At 47.9% G+C, this 19,709-nt stretch carries 14 protein-coding genes; 6 read left to right on the top strand and 8 right to left on the bottom strand.

The genetic code is table 11. The annotated features are described in order from the left end of the window. Positions 1-525 carry a hypothetical protein gene (locus tag BLW49_RS16390; protein WP_143042127.1) on the bottom strand — a complete coding sequence of 175 codons (525 nt, stop codon included), beginning with the start codon at positions 523-525 and terminating at the stop codon, positions 1-3. Positions 526-750: 225 nt separating this feature from the next. Between BLW49_RS16390 and BLW49_RS16395 the strand changes: the two genes are divergently transcribed. Further along, entirely contained in the window at positions 751-2,247 is a 1,497-nt protein-coding gene (locus BLW49_RS16395; RefSeq protein WP_090725611.1) for a copper amine oxidase N-terminal domain-containing protein, read from the top strand. Between the two features lie 162 nt (positions 2,248-2,409). On the opposite strand, the gene BLW49_RS16400 is transcribed toward BLW49_RS16395, so the two are convergent. The 4 genes from BLW49_RS16400 to BLW49_RS16415 all read right to left on the bottom strand — a co-directional run bounded on the left by BLW49_RS16400 (position 2,410) and on the right by BLW49_RS16415 (position 7,378). Further along, complete coding sequence (locus BLW49_RS16400; protein ID WP_090725613.1) at positions 2,410-3,705, bottom strand: arsenic transporter; 1,296 nt, start codon at positions 3,703-3,705, stop codon at positions 2,410-2,412. Between the two features lie 190 nt (positions 3,706-3,895). Continuing rightward, positions 3,896-5,515, bottom strand: coding sequence for an extracellular solute-binding protein (locus BLW49_RS16405; protein WP_090725896.1), 1,620 nt, complete (start codon positions 5,513-5,515; stop codon positions 3,896-3,898). A gap of 62 nt (positions 5,516-5,577) precedes the next feature. Continuing rightward, entirely contained in the window at positions 5,578-6,417 is an 840-nt protein-coding gene (locus BLW49_RS16410) for a carbohydrate ABC transporter permease (RefSeq protein ID WP_090725898.1), read from the bottom strand. 106 nt (positions 6,418-6,523) lie between these two features. Next, positions 6,524-7,378 carry an ABC transporter permease gene (locus tag BLW49_RS16415; RefSeq protein WP_090725900.1) on the bottom strand — a complete coding sequence of 285 codons (855 nt, stop codon included), beginning with the start codon at positions 7,376-7,378 and terminating at the stop codon, positions 6,524-6,526. Between the two features lie 410 nt (positions 7,379-7,788). Here BLW49_RS16415 and BLW49_RS16420 point away from each other — a divergent pair, with 410 nt between their 5' ends. Continuing rightward, entirely contained in the window at positions 7,789-9,564 is a 1,776-nt protein-coding gene (locus BLW49_RS16420) for a cache domain-containing sensor histidine kinase (protein ID WP_090725615.1), read from the top strand. Continuing rightward, entirely contained in the window at positions 9,542-11,170 is a 1,629-nt protein-coding gene (locus tag BLW49_RS16425; RefSeq protein ID WP_090725616.1) for a response regulator transcription factor, read from the top strand. The genes BLW49_RS16420 and BLW49_RS16425 overlap by 23 nt, the downstream gene beginning before the upstream one ends. Before the next feature lie 108 nt (positions 11,171-11,278). Here BLW49_RS16425 and BLW49_RS16430 read toward each other — a convergent pair whose 3' ends face one another. Further along, complete coding sequence (locus BLW49_RS16430; protein ID WP_076314705.1) at positions 11,279-11,872, bottom strand: DJ-1/PfpI family protein; 594 nt, start codon at positions 11,870-11,872, stop codon at positions 11,279-11,281. Positions 11,873-12,049: 177 nt separating this feature from the next. Between BLW49_RS16430 and BLW49_RS16435 the strand changes: the two genes are divergently transcribed. Together BLW49_RS16435 and BLW49_RS16440 are read left to right on the top strand one after the other, a co-directional pair. Continuing rightward, the gene (locus BLW49_RS16435; RefSeq protein WP_076314939.1) at positions 12,050-13,096 is read left to right on the top strand and encodes an NAD(P)/FAD-dependent oxidoreductase; all 1,047 of its coding nucleotides are present in this window, start codon (positions 12,050-12,052) and stop codon (positions 13,094-13,096) included. A 159-nt stretch (positions 13,097-13,255) separates the two neighbouring features. Further along, entirely contained in the window at positions 13,256-15,271 is a 2,016-nt protein-coding gene (locus BLW49_RS16440) for a beta-galactosidase (protein ID WP_090725618.1), read from the top strand. 137 nt (positions 15,272-15,408) lie between these two features. Here BLW49_RS16440 and BLW49_RS16445 read toward each other — a convergent pair whose 3' ends face one another. Continuing rightward, the gene (locus BLW49_RS16445) at positions 15,409-16,524 is read right to left on the bottom strand and encodes an MFS transporter (protein WP_090725619.1); all 1,116 of its coding nucleotides are present in this window, start codon (positions 16,522-16,524) and stop codon (positions 15,409-15,411) included. A 182-nt stretch (positions 16,525-16,706) separates the two neighbouring features. After that, the gene (locus tag BLW49_RS16450) at positions 16,707-18,680 is read right to left on the bottom strand and encodes a glycoside hydrolase family 127 protein (protein ID WP_256209792.1); all 1,974 of its coding nucleotides are present in this window, start codon (positions 18,678-18,680) and stop codon (positions 16,707-16,709) included. 142 nt (positions 18,681-18,822) lie between these two features. Here BLW49_RS16450 and BLW49_RS16455 point away from each other — a divergent pair, with 142 nt between their 5' ends. Beyond that, on the top strand, positions 18,823-19,692 hold the full coding sequence (locus tag BLW49_RS16455; RefSeq protein ID WP_090725621.1) for a helix-turn-helix transcriptional regulator: 870 nt from the start codon (positions 18,823-18,825) through the stop codon (positions 19,690-19,692). Positions 19,693-19,709: the final 17 nt, after the last annotated feature.

Genomic DNA, 19,709 nt, shown 5'->3' on the forward strand with positions numbered 1-19,709 from the left:
TTAGTGTTTTTCTACAAACAGTCCTAAACCTTCAATTCGGGGTATCAATGAATCAATGGATTTGGAAGTATGGAATCCCATTAAATAGTCATATCCAATAAAAACTTTCATTCTCCTAGGATAAAAAACATCAGCACCAAGATCTTCACGTAATTGCAGTCTGCAGAAAGAATCCAATTTATCTTTATCTAACTGCTCTAAGTCATTAGCATTGCTGTATATTTCCAATACTTCTTCAGTATAAAGCTCACGATAATCCTGGATCATTTCCATAAAAGTATCATATGAAAAACTTCGAATCACCTTGTTGATCAACAAAAATGGTGTTTCGAGATAATCCATAACTAAATGAATTGCTTTGATATAACTGTCTTCAACTTCTACATATTTAGCGACAGTCAATGTTTCACCATCAAATGACTTGCCAATGTCACTAATCGCAGTCCAAACTTCCTTATCATCTCCATTTTTATCAACAGTAAGAGGATCATATTTTGTGATTCTATATCTGTGCAAATCATTCACCTATTATTTTCTTTTATTGTCTCCGGATATTGTATAGAGATTATCATTTATTCAATAGCCTGTCGCTACCCTCATGCCTACCCACTTCAACTAACTGTGACCTACGCTGTTTTTCTATGTAAAGCGTAACTTCCTACTAATTTCTGCGTTTAAAATGTGGCAAAGTGCGAGTTCACTTGTCCATAAAGCTATCATTCCAGACATCCAAGAAGGAGAATCAAACAGATGAAACACAAATGGAAGCAAGCCGCTCTCTTCGGTTGTGCCGTTCTTGGCATAACAGCAACGCTTAACTTATCGGGACAAGCTGCTGCAGCGGTGAATACGAGCCCGGATCTCAACACCCTCTTGAAGGACAGCGTAGCGTTGTCGATCGGGAGCCCGAACAGCCTGTCTTTTGGAGAGGCAAAATTCATTGATAAAGAAAATTCCGAAATAACCCCTTATATTAAAAATCAGCGCACATTGACGCCGCTTCGCTTCATCAGCGAGAATCTCGGAGCTACAGTAACTTGGAATCAGGCAGCCTCGACTGTAACGATCAAGGATGGCCCAAATACGATGAAAATTACGCTGGGCAGCAGCACCGTATGGGTTAACGGCAAGAAATCCTTACTGGATGCACCAGCCGAAATTAAGCAGGGCCGTGTCTTCGTGCCGCTCCGTTATATTAGCGAAACCTTGGGACTAACCGTATTTTATGAGCGTGGTCTTATTGTCATTGGTGATAAATCGGTTCTTACACCGAAGCAGGATGCTCAAACGGTCGATTATATTCAGTATGTACTTGCCCCGGATCAGAAAATGCTGCTTACCGAGCATGTTACTGAGGCTGTAAGCCACCCCGACAAGCCGGTCATCTATACGATTGACGACAGCAAATCTCGAATCCGTGCATATGATCTTGTGAATCAAAAACAGGCGGCTGTCTCCCCTGCCTTTAAGGAAACACCAAGAAAGATGACCTACGCAAACGGTGAGTTATACGTCATCTTCACTTACACAGAATACAATAATACGGAGACCGAAGCTGGGGTGATACGGGTGCTTGACCCCGACACGCTGAGTGTTAAGGATTCGTGGGAAATTGATATTACTCCTTACAACATCGTTGCTGACGACAGCGGAAAAGTCTATGTAAATTCTGGTTCCGACAGACAGTACGTGTTCAAGAGCTATGATCGTTATACTCACCAGGAGCTTTCCTCTATACGAAATTATTACAATAAAACCAACATCGTCATGCACCCGGATCAAACTAGAATCTACGGTGTTAATCAAGGGGTAAGTCCAAGAGACATGGAAGTATTTCATGTAAATGAAGGGATATTCACCTCAAGATATGACTCACCTTACCACGGTGATCATGACATGGGTACTGTCATTGCAGTGACTGGCGATGGACGCTATATTATTAACAGCTCAGGCGCTGTATTTACTTCGACCAAAAGCAAGAGCAGTGATATGTATTATGTTGGGGCTATTCCTGCTTTTGATTCCATTGCAACCAGTCCTGACCATGAGGATCAGTTCTTTGTCGTCAAAGGTAATCTGGTCTATCAAATCGACGCAGATACAATGCTGCCTCTGAATACCTTCCGTACAGAGGGCACCGCGGTCCAATTAATGATGTCCAAGGACAAGCTTATTGCCATTACCAAGATCAAAACATCAGGCACCAACATTACCAAATCAGCGATAGAAATGTTGAAGCCTCTATAACCAAGCTATAGTTGCTATATCACTTAAATGAACTTCTCAATTGTTTAAAACATCAAGAAGAGCCTTCCCTTGCGGGTTAGGCTCTTCTTGATGTTTGTTCTTGATCTTTAATGCTATGAAATAAAAGATTCAGCGAATTAATTATCATGATACATATCTCTATTACAAAATAAGAAGCCACAGGTACAAGCCCAGCAGCGTAATAAACAAGGTTGGAATCGTAATCATGATGCCTGTTTTAAAATAAGTCCCCCAGGAGATCTTGATTCCCTTGGCAGACAGTACATGCAGCCAGAGCAGGGTCGCAAGCGACCCGATCGGCGTTATTTTCGGTCCAAGATCAGAACCGATCACGTTCGCATAGATCAGTGCTTCCTTCACCGCATGAGTCGTCTCTACCGCATCAATCGCAAGGGCGCCAATCATTACGGTCGGCAGATTATTCATAATGGATGACAGGATTGCGGCAATGAAGCCCATCCCCATCGTAGCCGCGAACAAACCTTGATCAGCTACAGCACCGATGGCATCCGCCAAAATGTCCGTAAGCCCTGCATTCCGCAGTCCATACACGACGACATACATCCCCACCGAGAAGAACACGATGCTCCACGGTGCACCTCGGACGACCTCCTTGGTCTGAATCGCCGGACTTCTTCTCGCGAGTACAAGGAACAGAATTGCAATGATTCCTGCTACCACCGATACCGGAACACCGACAAACTCACATACAAAATATCCGATGAGCAGCAGTCCCAGCACATACCACGAAATACGGAACAGCTTCGGATCCTTGATCGCTTCAGATGGTGCCTTCAGCTCTGAATCGTCAAACCGCTTGGGAAAGCTCTTACGGAAGAACAGATACAATACGAGGATGCTGGCACCGAGAGAGAACAGACTTGGAACGATCATTCTGCCCGCATATTCGCCGAAGCTGATGCCGAAGAAGTCGGCAGAGACGATGTTAACCAGGTTGCTCACAATGAGCGGCAGTGAAGTTGTATCCGCAATAAACCCGCTTGCAATGATATAAGGGAACACCTTCTTCTCATCGAATCGGAGGGCACGGACCATCGCCAATACAATCGGAGTCAGAATCAAGGCCGCTCCGTCGTTGGCGAAGAAAGCCGATACCAGCGCGCCGAGAACACTGATATACACGAACATCCGAATTCCATTTCCTCTGGCCGCCTTGGCCATATGGAGAGCTGCCCATTCAAAGAACCCGATTTGATCCAGAATCAGGGAGATCAGAATGATGCCAATGAAGGCCAGCGTCGCATTCCAGACAATCTGGGTGACATCATAGACATCTCCGAAGCTCACGACCCCGGCCAGCAGTGCAATAACCGCCCCGCCGCATGCGGACCAGCCGATCGACAGGTTACGAGGCTGCCATATGACAAGTACTAAAGTAATTACAAAAATAACGCAGGCTAATATTGCTGTAGCCACAAATGACATCCCCCATGCTCACGAACTATATTCTTTAAATGCTAATCCATTTCAATATAACGAAACTCATTATATAAGTAATGGCTGATGTTCACAATCATTTTTGAAATGCCATAATCAGACGCAGAAAAGCACCCCTTATCGGAGTGCTCTTTGGAGTGCTCTTCCCTAGTCGCAGGAAAAAATTCAATTACTGCACGCTCGTATACCTCGCATACGCTTCGGTCCGGATCTGAACCAATCGCTCCAGTCCCATATCATTCAGCTGCTTGAGGTATCCATCCCATTCCTCATCAATGTTGCCTTCCGTAATCCATTTGGCACGATTGGTACGGACATAGCCATCAATATCCGTCGTCAGTGTCGGCAGCTCCTGGAACTCCTCACTGCTGTACATGACATTCGGGAATGGTGTCGTCACATAGTCAGCTCCCAGCTTATCAATGACCAGCTTCAGACCATCTCCGACCGTTTCATCCAGAATAATGTTCTGTTCAAAGCTCGGACTGACATATTTCGGTCCAAAATCTCGCAGTGACTGCTCCCAATACCATGCATCTGCGCTCGTACCCTCTGGTGGACTCATCAGTGCATACGTATCATCGTCCTTCTTCTCAATGACAGTACCGATCGCTCCCCAGAAATTCTGGATACTGGCTTCATTCGTATAGAACTGATCTGCCCAGCGGGCGACGACTTCAGGGTATTTGCTGGAAGTCGTGATCAGCAGCTCATTGCGTCTGAAGCTGAGCCCTACAGGGTCTCCTGCCTGATAACGCTGCCCGTCAGGTCCTGCAAGGGTTGGGATCGCCTCATATTCATCCTTCCATTTGCCGAATACCGCATCCGGTATCCACTGGTTCGTGAATCCGATGAGCGCGGCATCCGGGTTCTGATGCTTCGCTGTAGACATCGTATTATCCTGTGTGAACAATTCAGGATCAATCAAGCCTTCTGCATACAGCTGATGCGCCCATTTAATCGCTTCTTTATATTGCTCGGTTACTGGATAGAAGACCGGCTTGCCATCTTGAATCATCATGCTGCTGGCATTAATATCCGTAATACCAAACGGACTCAGCAGATCACTGCTGATATCACCCGAGCCGCTGATCGGGATTTCATCCTGCTTGCCGTTACCGTTCGGGTCCTGCTCCTTGAAGGCCTTGAGCACCTGATACAGTTCATCCGTCGTTTCTGGAACCTCGAGTCCCAGACGATCCAGCCATACCTTGTTAATAATCGGCTGATTCATGGACTTCGGTCTCGAAGGCAGTCTTGCCGGCAGAGAGTAGATTTGCCCATCCGGGAAGGTGCTGATCTTCTTCAGCTCCGGTGTCTCCTCCATAGCAGCCTTCAAATTCGGCATATACTGATCAATATACTCATCCAGCGGACGGAAATAAGCCAGGTTGTTCACAATATCCGAATCCGAGAATACCGCATCACCCAGGATCACGTCCGGGAGCGTGCCGCTCGCCAGCATGATCGATTTTTGCTCACCCCAGTCATTGGAGGACATGACCTGCCAGTTGATCTTGACATTGGTCTGCTGCTCCAAGTCCTTAAGCCACTGGTTTTGCGTAAATGTATCCCCCATATTGCCCCACCGCACCGTCAGCACATCCAGCGTAATCGGTTCATTAACGACAGGCAGCCCCTCTTGATTAAAGACAGCTTCATCTACGGCCTGCGGCTCCTCTGCTGTTTCATTGCTGCAGCCGATCAGCCCCAGGAGCAGTGTTGACGCCAGGACAACCGAAGTCAGCAGCTTCAATCGATAGGCTCTATTCCTATACTTCATCCCCATATTCATCGATCCCCTCTTATAAGATCCAGACCCGATTTCAGAGCACTACAGAATCATGACGACTATTGCTTCACGGCGCCAATCATCACCCCCTGATTGAAATACTTCTGTACGAACGGGTAAATACACATGATCGGCACCGTTGCGACAATAATGACCGCATAACGCATCAGATTGGCAAGACGCAGTGCAACGGCCGCCGCCTCTCCGGTTCCCATACTGGACTGCATCTGATTGGTAATCAGGATATTGCGCAAAATGAGCTGCAGCGGATACAGATTCGGGTCCTTCAAATAGATAAGTGCATTAAAATACGAGTTCCAATGGCCCACCGCCGTCCATAAGGCAATCACAGAGATCACAGCTTTGGACAGCGGAATAACGATCTGCAGGTAGTATCTCAAATTGCCGCAGCCATCGAGCTGTGCCGCTTCCCACAAATCTTCAGGGATGCTGTGCTGAAAAAAAGTCCGGGCGACAATAATGTTATACACGGCAACCGAGAACGGAAGCACCATCACGAGAAAGGTATCATACATATGGAAGTCCCTGATCGTAAGGAAAGTCGGAATGAGCCCTCCATTAAAAAACATCGTGAAGATAAAAAAGAGCGAGATGGCTCTGCGGCCAAACAAATCCTTGCGGGATAACGCATAGGCTGCGGATATATTCACCACAAGGCTGATGACCGTACCAATGACCGTATACAGAATCGTGTTCCGATACCCAATCCATATATTCTCATGCTTTAGCAGCTCCTGATAGCCTGCCAGTGTGAACCCTTTGGGGAACAGCCACACCTGACCGTTCGCCACAGCTGCCGGATCACTGAACGAGGCGATGATAATAAAATATATCGGATACATGAGCACAATGAGCAGCATGACAGCAAACACATACATAGCAATCTCCAGCACTCTATCCGAGGAACGATTGTTAACAGGCCGGGCCGCTTGCCGGGGCGCATCCACATGGTCCACTCTTTATTCCTCCTCTCCTGTAAGCTTCCTACCACAGGCTGTTTTTGCTGTATTTCTTGGATATCTCATTCACCATGATGAGCAGGATGAAATTAATGATCGTATTCGCGAGGTTAATGGCGGACGAGAAGCTGTACTGGCTGCTGAGCATCCCTATCTTATAAACATAAGTGGAGATAACCTCACTTGAGGAGATGTTCAGGTTGTTCTGCATCAGGTAGACCTTCTCGAAACCGACACCAAGCAGGCTCCCCACTCTCAGGATCAGCAGTGTGACGGCTGTCGGCATGAGCATCGGCAGGTCGATGTACCATATTTTTTGCCACCGGCTTGCTCCGTCCATCGTGGCCGCTTCGTACAGACTCGGGCTCACGGCAGACAACGCCGCAATGAAGATAATGCTGTCCCAGCCGGTATGCTGCCACACATCGGACCATACATATACACTGCTGAACAACCCCGGTGATCCCATTAGATTAGGAGCCTCCGCGCCGAACAAGCGGTAAATGTGGCCGATCAGCCCTGTGCTTGGCGATAAGAGGATCAGTAGCAATCCCACCATAACGACGGTCGAGATGAAATGCGGCATATAGGTTACGGTCTGAAAAAAACGCTTGAACCGGTTCTCCCTCATCTGGTTGATCATCAGTGCAAGCATAATGGGAATCGGAAACGTGGCCAGACTGTACAAGCTGAGGATCAGCGTATTCTTGATCGTCGTATCAAATTGATAGGAATTGAAAAACTTCTCGAAGTACTTGAGCCCTGCCCAGGGACTGCCGCCGATGCCAAGGGCCGGACTGTAGTCTTTGAAGGCAATGACGATGCCGTACATCGGAATGTAAGCAAATAGCAGCAGCAATATTACAGCAGGCAGCAGCAGCAAATATAGACCCCAATTCCGCTTGATCTGCTGCACCGCAGGTACTCTTTTCCGATGACTCTGTTTTACACTTAAACCCGCTGTTCTCACATCCGCTCCCCTTTCCTGTCAGCTGCTTATCGAAGCGCTTTCAAACTTAACTCTCTTTTCATGTCTTGAGTATACTCTGCGTGAAGGGTACGTACTGGACTTGTAACCGAGAGGATTCGGACCTTTCTACCGCCCAGCTCCTCTAATCTGTCCTTACACGGCTCGTGCATTATGGGGGATTACGGACTTCTTCATGCACAATCCAGACTTTGTGCAAAAATGACCTGACAGCCATGTTCTTTTGACAGGAGAGGAATTATAATATCAATACCATATAATAAAACGCTTACATTATAAGCGTCAGGAAAGGAAGCTTGACGATGGATAGGGTAATCAAGCATACGCACCGAAGGTCACATCCCATCCGGCATTATGTCAAAATCACGCTCCTGATCACGATCTCCGCTCTTCTGCTTGATCTCGCCATCAGCATGGCCTCCATCTCGATTGTTAAACAGCAGTCCACACGTTACCTCCAGGATACGGCCGATCTCTACCTGACAAGAATCAATCATGACTTTGATTATATCAATCATTATATGGGCTGGACGCTGGCCAACGACGACAACATTGAAGCACTGGTACCCAAGCGGCAGGACGTTAACTACGACGAATTTCTCGCAGCCAATGATAACCTGCGCAAACGCTACACGGAGCTGCAGAAAAATTACGGGCCCGCGTACAATTTCTTCTATTATTCCAGCGATGAGAAGCTCCTCCGCAATTACGCGCCCATGAGCATCACTTATCCCGAGTATCAGGAGCTTGGACAGCAATTGGTCAGCTATACAAGTGATCCCAATGTCTATGACAAGTTCTATTCCAACTGGACGCCCATTCTCATTCAGGATAAGTACTACATTATCAACATCGTGCCTTATCATGAGCAATACCTGATGTGTCTTATTTCTGCGGATGATCTCATCGCGCCGCTAAGACAGATTAATTTAGGAAAGAACGGCTTCTCTACTCTGGTTGATCAGGACGGCAGAATCTTGTCCAGTCCTGCAGCAGATATGGAACAGAGTCAAGAATCCGGGCTCAGCTTCCCATTCATCTCAGGTCCACGGACGACCGTAAGCAAGGCGTTCACCGATTCTACCATTAACGTGAGAATGTTCATTGAGTTCGGCGCATTTGAGAAGATTATGGTCGCTCAGCTCTTGATCCTGCTCCTGTTCGTTCTCGTCGCGTCCTCTCTGATCATTGTCGTTATGTATTTCAAGGGCAGAGTGCTGAAGCCAATCCAGCAATTCTCCAAAAACCTCTCGAGGATGGCAGAGTCCAGCGAGCCGCTGGACTTCACCAGCAGCCCCATTATTGAGCTGTCGGAAGCAGGATTACAATACAGAAATCTCATCGAGCAAATGAAACAAATCAAGATCGATATGTATGAACAGGAGCTGTCCAAGCAGCAGGTACAGCTTGAATATATGAAAATGCAGATCAGGCCGCACTTTTTTCTCAACTGCCTCACCAACATCTACAGTATGGCCCAAATGCAAATGCACAAGGAGATCGAGTATATGGCCCTCTCCACCTCCTCGTACTTCCGGTATATTTTCCAGAATAACGATCACTTTGTACGGCTTGGGGACGAGATTGAGCATGTTACAACCTATCTTGAAATCCAAAAGCACCGGTATCGGAATGCCTTCAGCTACGACATTAAGGGAAGTGACGCTGTCCGGGAGATGCTGCTTCCTCCACTCGTGCTTCAGACCTTCATAGAGAATGCCGTGAAATATGCCGTATCGAGAGATAACAAGCTGCAGATTCAGCTGCAATTGGAACAGAAGATGGATAGCAGCCGCCGTGTCCTCAAGATTGTAATTGAAGATTCAGGACCCGGATTTCCCGCAGAAATTCTGGAGCAGCTTCAGGCTGGTCAGCCGCTTGAGATGCTCCAAGGGCATAGAATCGGGATTATGAACACGCTGAAGCGGCTGGAGTCACTGTATGATGGAGAAGCCCGGGTGGTTTTTTCGAATCGCAGGTATGGCGGTGCCTGTATTCAGCTGTTTCTGCCACAGCCCTTGCAAGCCCAACTTGAAGGAGAAGGAAGGTACAAACATGAATGTATTGCTAGTGGATGATGATTACTTTGTCGTTGCTGCACTGGAGCAGAAGATCGACTGGAGCGCTCTATCCATTGATCAGGTCTACACTGCCTACAATATAGCCCAAGCCAGAGAGATCTTGTTGCAGCAGGATATTGAGATTATGGTATGCGATATTGAAATGCCGCAGGGCAGCGGGCTTGAGCTTCTAGCCTGGATTCGGGAGGAGAACTATGCAGTCCAAACGATCTTCCTAACAAACTATGCCGACTTTAATTACGCGCAGAAGGCGATCGAGCTGCAAAGCTTTGACTATTTTCTGAAGCCGATCGCCTTCGACAAGCTCACGCTGATCCTGTCCAAAGCGATATACAAGGTGCGGGAACAACGAAGGAATGAATCAGCGATTAAGGAGGGGCAGCTCTGGCAGAAAAATCAGCGCAAGCTGGTGGAGCATTTCTGGAGACAGCTCAGCACCGAGAAGAAAAATGCCCCAAGCTCAGCAGCTCTGGCTGAGGCGATCATTGAGCAGAGTCTGCCATATCAGTTGTCCGACCCGTTCCTGCCTCTGCTGATATCCATCTATGCTTACGACCAAAGCCTTGGCAAGGAAGACAAGGCTTTGTTCAACTATGCTCTTCATAACGTACTCACGGAGCTATTTCATCATCCCTCCTTCACCTTGGAAGCTATGATTGAGGTCAAAGACAATCACTATTTTGTCATCCTCAGATGGTCTTCAGATGAAGAAGCCGCTCTTATCGAAACGGCGTGTACCTCCTTTATTCAAAAAGCAAACCGTTTCCTGAAATCCGATGCCTCGTGCTGCATCGGCGTAACCGCCCCCCTGCCAGAGCTGTACCAAGGAATACAGAATTTACTTCGCATGAATGAAGACATCATCAAGCACCGCAATCAAATGCTATATCTGGAGCAGTACCCTCAGGCAGAGGGAGTAAAGGCAGCCGTCTATACAGCGCCGGATTTGACACGGCTTGAAGAATGGCTGCATAAGGATGATCCGGTGTCGTTCTTGATTGAGGCGAAGTGCTGCCTGTATGACCTGATTGCGAACGGGCAGGGTCAAATCTTAAGTGCTTCCGTACTCCGTCTATTCCGATTAGACATGATTCAGCTCGTCTATTCCTATCTAAAGAGCAGAGAAATCCAGGCACATAAGCTGTATACCGGAAAAATTCATGATCAGTTATACGAAGCGTCCCTCTATTCAATAGAGGATATGGAGAAGTATATTGAATACCTGATCACAACTGCAGCGGAATACCGTCGTTATGCAGCCCAGCAGGACTCCGTCGTCGAGGAGATCAAGCAGCATATTCATAAGCACTGCGGTGATGAGCTGACAAGGAACAGTTTGGGGGAAATGGTATATCTGAACCCTGATTATTTGGCACGCATCTTCAAGAAGGAGACCGGCATATCGCTCGGCGCTTACATTATTCAGACCCGGATCAGAAGTGCACGTCAGCTGCTGGAGAGTACATCACTATCCGTCTATTCCATCGCCGGGAAGGTCGGATATGCTAATTATCCCTATTTCTCCAAGCTGTTCAAGCAGGATGTTGGCTGCACTCCAAGTGAATATCGCAAGCTGAGGCAGGAAGCAGCCACCAGCATGTAGCCAGCTTGATTCTCAGACTGCAGCTTTCGTAGACCGCAATTTTCGTAGACCGCAATTTTCGTAGACCGCAAAAGCCCGGAGTTCCCTATCGGAACGCGGGCTTGAGCTCTAGATATCAATGTCATATTCCATTCTCTTCGCCGTCTGTCTCGCTGTCTCTTGACCACAGAAGCGCGATACGAGATGGAAGGACATATTAATACCTGCCGATATCCCCCCTGAGGTTACAATATCTGCTTCATCCACATATTTAACACCCCGCAGCACCTCTACTTCTGGAAACTCCTGCTCGAGACGCTGAGTATCCATCCAGTGGGTTGTAGCCTTTCTGCCGTCCAGCAATCCAGCTTGAGCCAATAATAGCGCTCCCGTGCAGACTGAAGCCATTACAGTGACTGATTTCTTCTGCTCTCTGATCCAGCTGATCACCTCCGGATTGTGAATTTCGATCTCCTCTGCTCCTTTCCCTCCTGGAATGATCGCAATGTCGAGCTTCGGATGGTTTGTCAGGAGATAATCACTTTTCACTTTGAGCCCATTTCGTGCAGAGAGCAGCTCATCCTTCTCTGAAATCGTAATCACGTTGAAGCATTTTTCTCCGCTATCTAGAGCGCTTGCAAGTGAGAACACCTCAAAGGGTCCTGCAAAATCGAGAACCTCTACCTCATCAAATAACAGAATTCCTACTGTCAGCTGCTTCATGGTACTGCCCCCTTTTATAAGAACTTATCATCTAATATATTCTCATAGATTACTATAAAATAGTTCTTCTATACCAGATATCAATTGACGATGATAATCGTTATCAAATATAATAAGCGAAGATAAACCCGATAGGCAATTGTACAACTGACTATGCGGAAAGAAGGAACGTAAATGATGAGCGAACAGCTTGAATTATATGATGTGACGATCATCGGCGGGGGCCCTGCCGGTATGTATACGGCTTTTTACAGTGGAATGAGAGATTTGAAGACCAAGCTGATTGAGGCACGGGAAGAGCTGGGCGGCCGAATTCTGATCTATCCCGAGAAGATGATCTGGGATGTGGGCGGATTAACCCCTACTCTCGGTAAAGACCTGATTAAGCAACTGTCTCAGCAGGCGATGACCTTTGATCCGACGATTGTACTCGGACAGCATATTACCGGGCTGGAGCGTCAATCAGACGGCACCATTATTCTGACATCAGCAACAGGCGAGCGTCACTGGACCAAGACCGTTGTCATGGCCATCGGCTATGGTATTCTCGAAATGGCGAAGCTCGAAATTGAGGGTGCAGACCGCTACGAAGTAAGCAATCTGCATTATACGGTACAGGAGCTGGAAGTATTCCGCGGCAAGCGTGTGCTCATCTCCGGCGGCGGTGATTCTGCCGTGGATTGGGCGAATGCATTGGAGCCGATCGCAGAGAGTCTGATCGTCGTTCATCGGCGGGATCAATTCGGCGGTCATGAGCGCAATGTGGTGAAGATGAAGGAATCCTCCTGCATGGTGCGCACGCCTTATGCTATTGATTCACTGCACAGTGCGAACGGAACGGATATTAACGAAGTGAGCATCCGCCATGTGGAGACAGGTGAACAGGAACGGATCGAAGTCGATGCCGTCATCGTTAATCATGGGATGCGCTACAATTTTGGCCCGATTCGAGAATGGGGCATTGAAATGGGAGATTGGACTTGCAAAGTAGGGAGCAGCATGAACACGAACATTCCGGGTGTATTTGCTGCAGGTGATTTTGTGGATTTTGAAGGTAAGGTGCGTCTCATCGCAGGTACATTCACTGATGCCGTAAGTGCACTGAATGGAGCGAAGCTGTACATAGAGCCTGAAGCTGATAAATACGCCTACGTCTCCTCCCATAACGCGAAATTCAAAGAGAAAAACAAACAGCTCGGTGTTGTGGAGCAACACGAACACTAAGATAAGACCGGTCCTTCTTGAGAAGGCACCGGTTTTTTTGTCTGCAGGATATAAGGACAAGATATTGATATTTCGTGCTAAAATGCTGCAAGAGTCTCAAGCGCTTGAACCTATAGTATATAAGCATACGAGATTTCAATCGAAACGAGGAATGGTTATATGACACAATCAACAACAGCTTTCTCAAACGTTCAAGTCGGTGTCGATTATTATCCTGAGCATTGGGATGAGACCATGTGGGAGCAGGATGCCGCGCTCATGCAGACGACAGGTGTGAAGCTCATTCGGGTTGCCGAGTTTGCTTGGAGTCGTCTTGAGCCTGAAGACGGTCGATTTGATTTTGCCTGGCTGGATCGCGCGATCGATATCTTTCACCGCTACGGCATCCAAGTCGTCATCGGTACACCGACGAATACACCTCCACGCTGGCTTACGAGCATGCATCCAGATATTCTGCCTATCCAGCACAACGGAGATATAGTTCAGCCTGGTGTCCGAGGACATCGCTGCTTCAACAGCCCCTCCCTGCTCCAGTACAGTATCCGGATCGTCAGCGAGCTTGCCAAGCACTATTCTAAGCACCCGGCGGTATGCGGCTGGCAGATTGATAATGAATACTGGCTGCTGGAATGCCACTGCCCCTCCTGTAACACGAGGTTTCGAGAATGGGCAGAGGCAAGATACGCATCGCTCAAGGAACTGAACGATGCATGGGGAACGGTTGTGTGGAGCGGCGAGTACAGTGACTGGAGCGAGATCACCACTCCGCTCGGAGGGACAGCGAATCAGAACCCCTCCTTCCTGCTGGAGTATCACCGCTTTCAGTCCGATTCAGCACTTAGGTTCCAGCGTAAACAGATGGAGGTCATCCGTCAGTATGCGCCCGGGCATTTCATTACTCACAATTTCCACAGCTATCCGCAGAAGATGGATATTCATCTCCTCGGAGCAGAGCTGGACTTCGCTTCCTTCGACTATTATCCGAATACATCACCGGACAAGACAGCGACCGGACCTTACAGCGGAGCGTTATCCCTCGATCTGACCCGCGGCATCAAACGCCGCAACTTCTGGATTATGGAACAGCTCAGCGGACCTCCAGGCTGCTGGTTCCCGAATTGGCGTACGCCTTATCCCGGCTTTATTCGTGCCTTCTCCTGGCAGACGATTGCACGCGGAGCCGATACTGTCGTCCATTTCCGCTGGCGCAGCGCAATTCAGGGAGCTGAGCAATTCTGGCATGGACTCATTGATCACAGCAATGTACCGGGCAGAAGATTCAAGGAGTTTGCAGATCTATGCCGGGAAGTGAACTCCGTTGCTGCACAGCTGGAAGGAACAACCCTGCGAAATGATGCAGCTATTCTATACTCAAGTGACCAGCTCGTTGCCCTTGGCAGCCAGAAGCCCGTCGATGGTTTTGACTATTATGAGAATATCAAAGCATGGCACAGAGCGTTAACGAAGCTCGGTATTGGCGTTGATGTCATCCATACGAAGGAAGCACTGGAGGGATACAAAATTCTCCTTGTCCCTCATCTCTATCTTCTCGATGACCATCTAGCCGGACGAATTGAGCAATTCGCAGCGAGAGGCGGTACCGTCATATTGACACATCGCTCAGGGGTTAAAGACCATTTAAGCGTTTGTCACATGCAGCCCCTTCCAGCGCTGCTGTCTAATTGTGCGGGTGTTGTTGTGAGTGAGTACGATCCTATCGGAAATGATGTCCATCACATCCGGACAAGTGATCAGAAGCAGTTCACTTCTACACAGTGGAATGATCTGCTCGAACCGGTCACCGCAGAAGCCATCGCATGGTATGCGGATGATTTCTACGAAGGGGTACCTGCTGTGACAAGGAACCGCTACGGTAATGGGACAGTCTATTATGTAGGAACCCAGCCTGACGATGCTTACATGGAACGACTGATTCAAGAAGCTGCCGAGGGAGCCGATCTACCGTACTACGAGAATCTGCCAGAAGGCGTGCAATTGTCTGTACGCCAGAACGAGACGAAGGCCTATCTCTTCGTGCTTAATCTAAGCCGGCAGGAAGCTGTCATTGATCTCGGGTATTCCTATGTCAGCTTATTAACCGCTGGCAAGCAGCCTTCCACCTTAGTCCTGCCACCGTATGGGGTTGAGATACTAAATATCTCCACACCATCCTGAAGTAAGAAAGTACAGGGATGATCACAGAGATAAGAAAGAGCATTGTTGTGCATTAAGCGCCAAGCAAAGAAGCCCGATCAATGATCAGGCTTCTTTTTATATTTTTAAACTTGGGGGTAATCCTTCCTTAGATGTTCTTACTTTTGCTGTGCGGGAATGAATAGAGCAATAATACCGAGGCCGGCAAATAGTGTGAAACTAAAAGGATAGCTTGACATTTCTATCGTGCTCCCGGCAATAAGAGAACCCAGGGACTGACCGATTCCTAATGCTAAGAAAGATAAGCTGACACCTAATGCTGGTAAGATGGTGAAGATTCTCGTCGCCCAAACAATAAATAAACCTGTAAGAAAGATATATGTGCTCCCGAACAACCCAGCTGAAATGTAAACTGTAACCTGATTAGGGACCGTAAGGAGCAGGATTGAAATCAGCATGACAACAAGAAGTAACCGGTACGACCTTGACAAGCCCAGCCTTTGTATGAAGCCCCCTGCAAATCCGCCCATTATGCCTGCTATACCTAATATAATCCAGAAAACAACACTCTCATTGGTCGTAAATCCATATTCACTGGTAATAAAGCTTCTGGAAAATGTCCAATATATAGACGAACTAATACCGATCACAAGAGACGCTGTAATCAAAAATTTCGCCTTGTTTATAGCCGACAGCCATTTTGTTTGTGAACGAGCGGATGACTTCTTATCTTGATCAGACGGGATAACCAAATAGTTCCATATCCATACGATGACAGCGATGAATGCAAAGAAGTAGTACGATAGCCGCCAATGCTCTGTAAATAGCAAAACAACAGGTCCTGTTAGAATAACACCAACACTGGTTCCACTATTGATCCACGTGTTTCCTTGATCAAGCTCTTTATTGGACAACGTATGCTGCGCCATCTGACTTAAGGCAGGTGAAGCCAATCCACTTCCCAAGCCTGCTACTAACATACTAATCACTAAATGTAAAAAAGATTGTGAAGCAGCAATGCCTAATAGTCCCAATACCGCTGTCATGCCAGCAATCAGATTCACCTTATACTGTCCTGCTCTCTCAATTAAGAATGATGAAATTAGCAGAGCCAACGAATAGGATACATAAGCTGTTGATCCCACAATCCCACCTTCGCTCTCACTTAAGCCTAACGAATCGGATATATTGGGAAGAAATAGCCCAAAGCTTAAACGAGCCAATGCATAGGTCACTGCAATCATTCCCAGTGCAGGAAAAACAATTCTCCACATAATGAATGTTCACCTCATCTACAAAAGAATTGTATGAATCGTTTTTCTGTGGAATAAGAGTTCATTACCCTTTTATTTCAGAAATTAACTTTTTGAAAGAATACGCTGTTTCCAGAATAAGCATGAAAAAAGAGAAGCCAGATCATATCGATCTGACTTCTCATCCCTTCTAACATTTCTGACTATAGCTGTTCCTTTACCCAGACGGACATTTCGCCCATATCCCGATTCGCCCAGGCATAATACGGAATGAACTTGATTTGCGCCTGCTTCAGCGGTACCGGCTCATCATATTGATACAGTGCTTGACCCCAATGATCCATATTCATCCGCAGCGCTTCTCCTGAGATGGCTACAATTCCCCCGGCAATGGCAGGATCATCGCTCACATGCAGCTCGCTGTCCTGCGGCAGGATCAGCTGCTGAAGCTGCGCCCCATTATCTGCTTCCTCGATACAGTAGACGAACGGACCGCGCTGGAGTGCAACCTTACCCGCGTTTCCTTTGATCAGCGGATGACTTCTAACGCGCTTAATTGGCATCTCCATCACCAGCTCAACCCGGTCACCCGATTTCCACACCCGTTCGATGACGGCATAACCACTCGCGATCTTGTTTGTCACATCGTAAGCCTCGCCATTAACCGTCACCTGTACATTCGCTGCCCACTGCGGTATACGGAGTGCGATACCGAATTCTGCAGATTGATCTACTTCCATCTCGAAGCTGGCCTTGCCTTCCCAAGGAATGCTGGAATCCTGCTTCAGCACCATCTTAGTTCCCGCCACTTCAATCGCAGCTTCACCGCCGATGTATAGATGGGTATATACGGTCTTGTCCTGCACCGAATAAATATATTCACCGAGCGAAGCCAGCAGTCTTGCGATATTCGGCGGGCAGCAGGCACAGCCGAACCACTCCTGACGAACCGGCTTGATATGGTTGTAATTGTGGTTTGCGCCGCTGCACACCTTAGGATTTACCTCCAGCGGGTTGACATAGAAGAAGCGCTTGCCATCTCTCGACATCCCCGCAATGACGGTGTTGTAGAGCGCGCGCTCCATCACTTCCGCGTAAGCACTGTCAGGCTCAAGCTGCAGCATGCGCTGCGCGCTGAACACAAGACCGATGGAAGCACAGGTCTCGGAATATACCGTATCATTCGGCAGATCATAATCGACCGAGAAAGCCTCGCCCTGCGCCATGGAGCCGATGCCGCCTGTGACGTACATTTGCTTGGAGACGATATTATCCCATAGCTTCCGGCAAGCCTCAAACAGGGATGTATCGCCCGTTTCACGTGCAACGTCTGCCATGCCGGCAAGCATGTATACGACACGTACCGCATGCCCCTTCGCTACATCCTGCTCCCTTACCGGCTTATGTGCCTGATAATAGGCCTCATCGAGCTGCAATTTGTTATTACTCCAGATCGTGGTCCAGCCCCTGCGCTCTGCTTCTGCCTCGAAGAAGCTTGGCTTCTGTCCTCTCTCATCTATGAAGTACTTGCTCAGCTCCAGATACTTCTTCTCCCCTGTCACTTCATACAGCTTAACAAGTGCCAGCTCAATCTCCTGATGGCCGTCATAACCTCGAATCTGATCCGGACCATACCCGAATACACGCTCTATGTCATCCGCCGTACGGCAGCATATATCGAGCAGCTTGCGCTTGCCTGTCGCCTGATAATACGCAACACCTGCTTCGATCATGTGACCTGCTGTGTACAGCTCATGGCATTCCGTCAGATTCGTCCACTTCTTATCTGGTTCTTTAATGGTAAAGTAGGTGTTCAGGTAGCCGCTGGATTGCTGTGCATCCCCGATAATATCAATCATGCCGTCTGCAATCTGTTCCAGATCCGTATCCCGCTCATTGATCAAGAGATAGGCGACGGCCTCCAGCCATTTGGCCACATCGGTATCCTGAAACACATAGCCGTAGAATTCCCCTTCCTGAAGACCAGCAGCAATCTTAAAATTGCTCACCGCCCCGCTTCGCTCTGCTCCTTCCACCCGGTCGTTAATCGCTTCCCATTGATAGGGCACAACCACATCCCTGACTAAATCTATGTAATAGCTCCAGAAGTCGTCCTTAATGCTTACTTGCTTCATGGATACCGGCTTGATTCTGTTCATCCGTGCAGTTTGTCCCATACGTATTGCTCCTTTTCATCAGAAGTTGATTCCATTTACTGTTCGACTTCATTTTATGCGTTACAATAGAACAGGAATATAGCTGATACCAACCTGATTTTTATAAAATATCACACAAGCATAGAATAAGGAGCTCATGAATATGCAAGGGAATGGACATATCTATTTCGCCGCGCCTCCCCTGCCCTATTATTTGGAAAGTGGTGCGACAGAATATGCAGCCGGCGACCAGCATCCGAACCGTAACAATCTCGGGATCTTTGATCTGATTCTAGTGGAATCGGGCTGTCTCTACATCGGTGAAGAGGGTACTTCCTGGGCATTGACATCAGGGCAAACGCTGCTTCTACTGCCGGACAAGCATCATTATCCTGTACAGCAGTCAACCGGGCATACCCAATTCTACTGGATACACTTTCAAACCATAGGAGAGTGGATGCAATCGGATCAGGAGGGATTCCATATGGATCAAAATGCACATTATGAGCGTTTCCTGACCTCACCCTACATGCTGCATCTGCACAAATCGTGGACCCTGCCCTATCCAGAACAAGCCTATCGGCTGATGAACAAGCTGAATGCAGCGGCAACCGAGCGTCAGTCCCGTGCATTTTGGACTCAGCAGCAGACCTTCGAGGAGCTTCTCCGATTGATGGATATACGTCAGAACGACGCTTTTGCAGGTCCGGTGATCGCGCTTGCGGAGCAAGTAGAGTCCTATATCAAGAACCATTACCGTTCCGAAATCACGAGCACTACACTGACCGATGCCTTCAATTTTCACTACAACTACATCACCCGCTGCATGAAGCAGGTATATGGAGTAACTCCTGGAGAGTACTTGATGAAATACCGCCTGGAGCAAGCGAAGCTGCTTCTGCTGCAAACCGAATGGCCGGTTGCCGAAATAGCGGTTCAGGTCGGATTCGAGAATATCCCCTACTTCTCTGCCTGCTTCAGCCGGCATATCGGTGTGTCCCCTACCAAGTTCCGTAAGCAATATACGATATAAGAGCTGCTATAGTCAGC

Source organism: Paenibacillus sp. PDC88 (assembly GCF_900106725.1).
GTDB classification, from domain to species: Bacteria; Bacillota; Bacilli; order Paenibacillales; family Paenibacillaceae; genus Paenibacillus; species Paenibacillus shunpengii.

Bases quoted from the DNA above. Each gene is read 5' to 3' on its own strand.
- BLW49_RS16395 (WP_090725611.1), top strand. From the start codon at position 751: ATGAAACACAAATGGAAGCAAGCCGCTCTCTTCGGTTGTGCCGTTCTT.
- BLW49_RS16405 (WP_090725896.1), bottom strand. From the start codon at position 5,515: ATGGGGATGAAGTATAGGAATAGAGCCTATCGATTGAAGCTGCTGACT.
- BLW49_RS16410 (WP_090725898.1), bottom strand. From the start codon at position 6,417: ATGTATGTGTTTGCTGTCATGCTGCTCATTGTGCTCATGTATCCGATA.
- BLW49_RS16420 (WP_090725615.1), top strand. From the start codon at position 7,789: ATGGATAGGGTAATCAAGCATACGCACCGAAGGTCACATCCCATCCGG.
- BLW49_RS16425 (WP_090725616.1), top strand. From the start codon at position 9,542: ATGAATGTATTGCTAGTGGATGATGATTACTTTGTCGTTGCTGCACTG.
- BLW49_RS16430 (WP_076314705.1), bottom strand. From the start codon at position 11,872: ATGAAGCAGCTGACAGTAGGAATTCTGTTATTTGATGAGGTAGAGGTT.
- BLW49_RS16435 (WP_076314939.1), top strand. From the start codon at position 12,050: ATGAGCGAACAGCTTGAATTATATGATGTGACGATCATCGGCGGGGGC.
- BLW49_RS16440 (WP_090725618.1), top strand. From the start codon at position 13,256: ATGACACAATCAACAACAGCTTTCTCAAACGTTCAAGTCGGTGTCGAT.
- BLW49_RS16445 (WP_090725619.1), bottom strand. From the start codon at position 16,524: ATGTGGAGAATTGTTTTTCCTGCACTGGGAATGATTGCAGTGACCTAT.
- BLW49_RS16450 (WP_256209792.1), bottom strand. From the start codon at position 18,680: ATGGGACAAACTGCACGGATGAACAGAATCAAGCCGGTATCCATGAAG.
- BLW49_RS16455 (WP_090725621.1), top strand. From the start codon at position 18,823: ATGCAAGGGAATGGACATATCTATTTCGCCGCGCCTCCCCTGCCCTAT.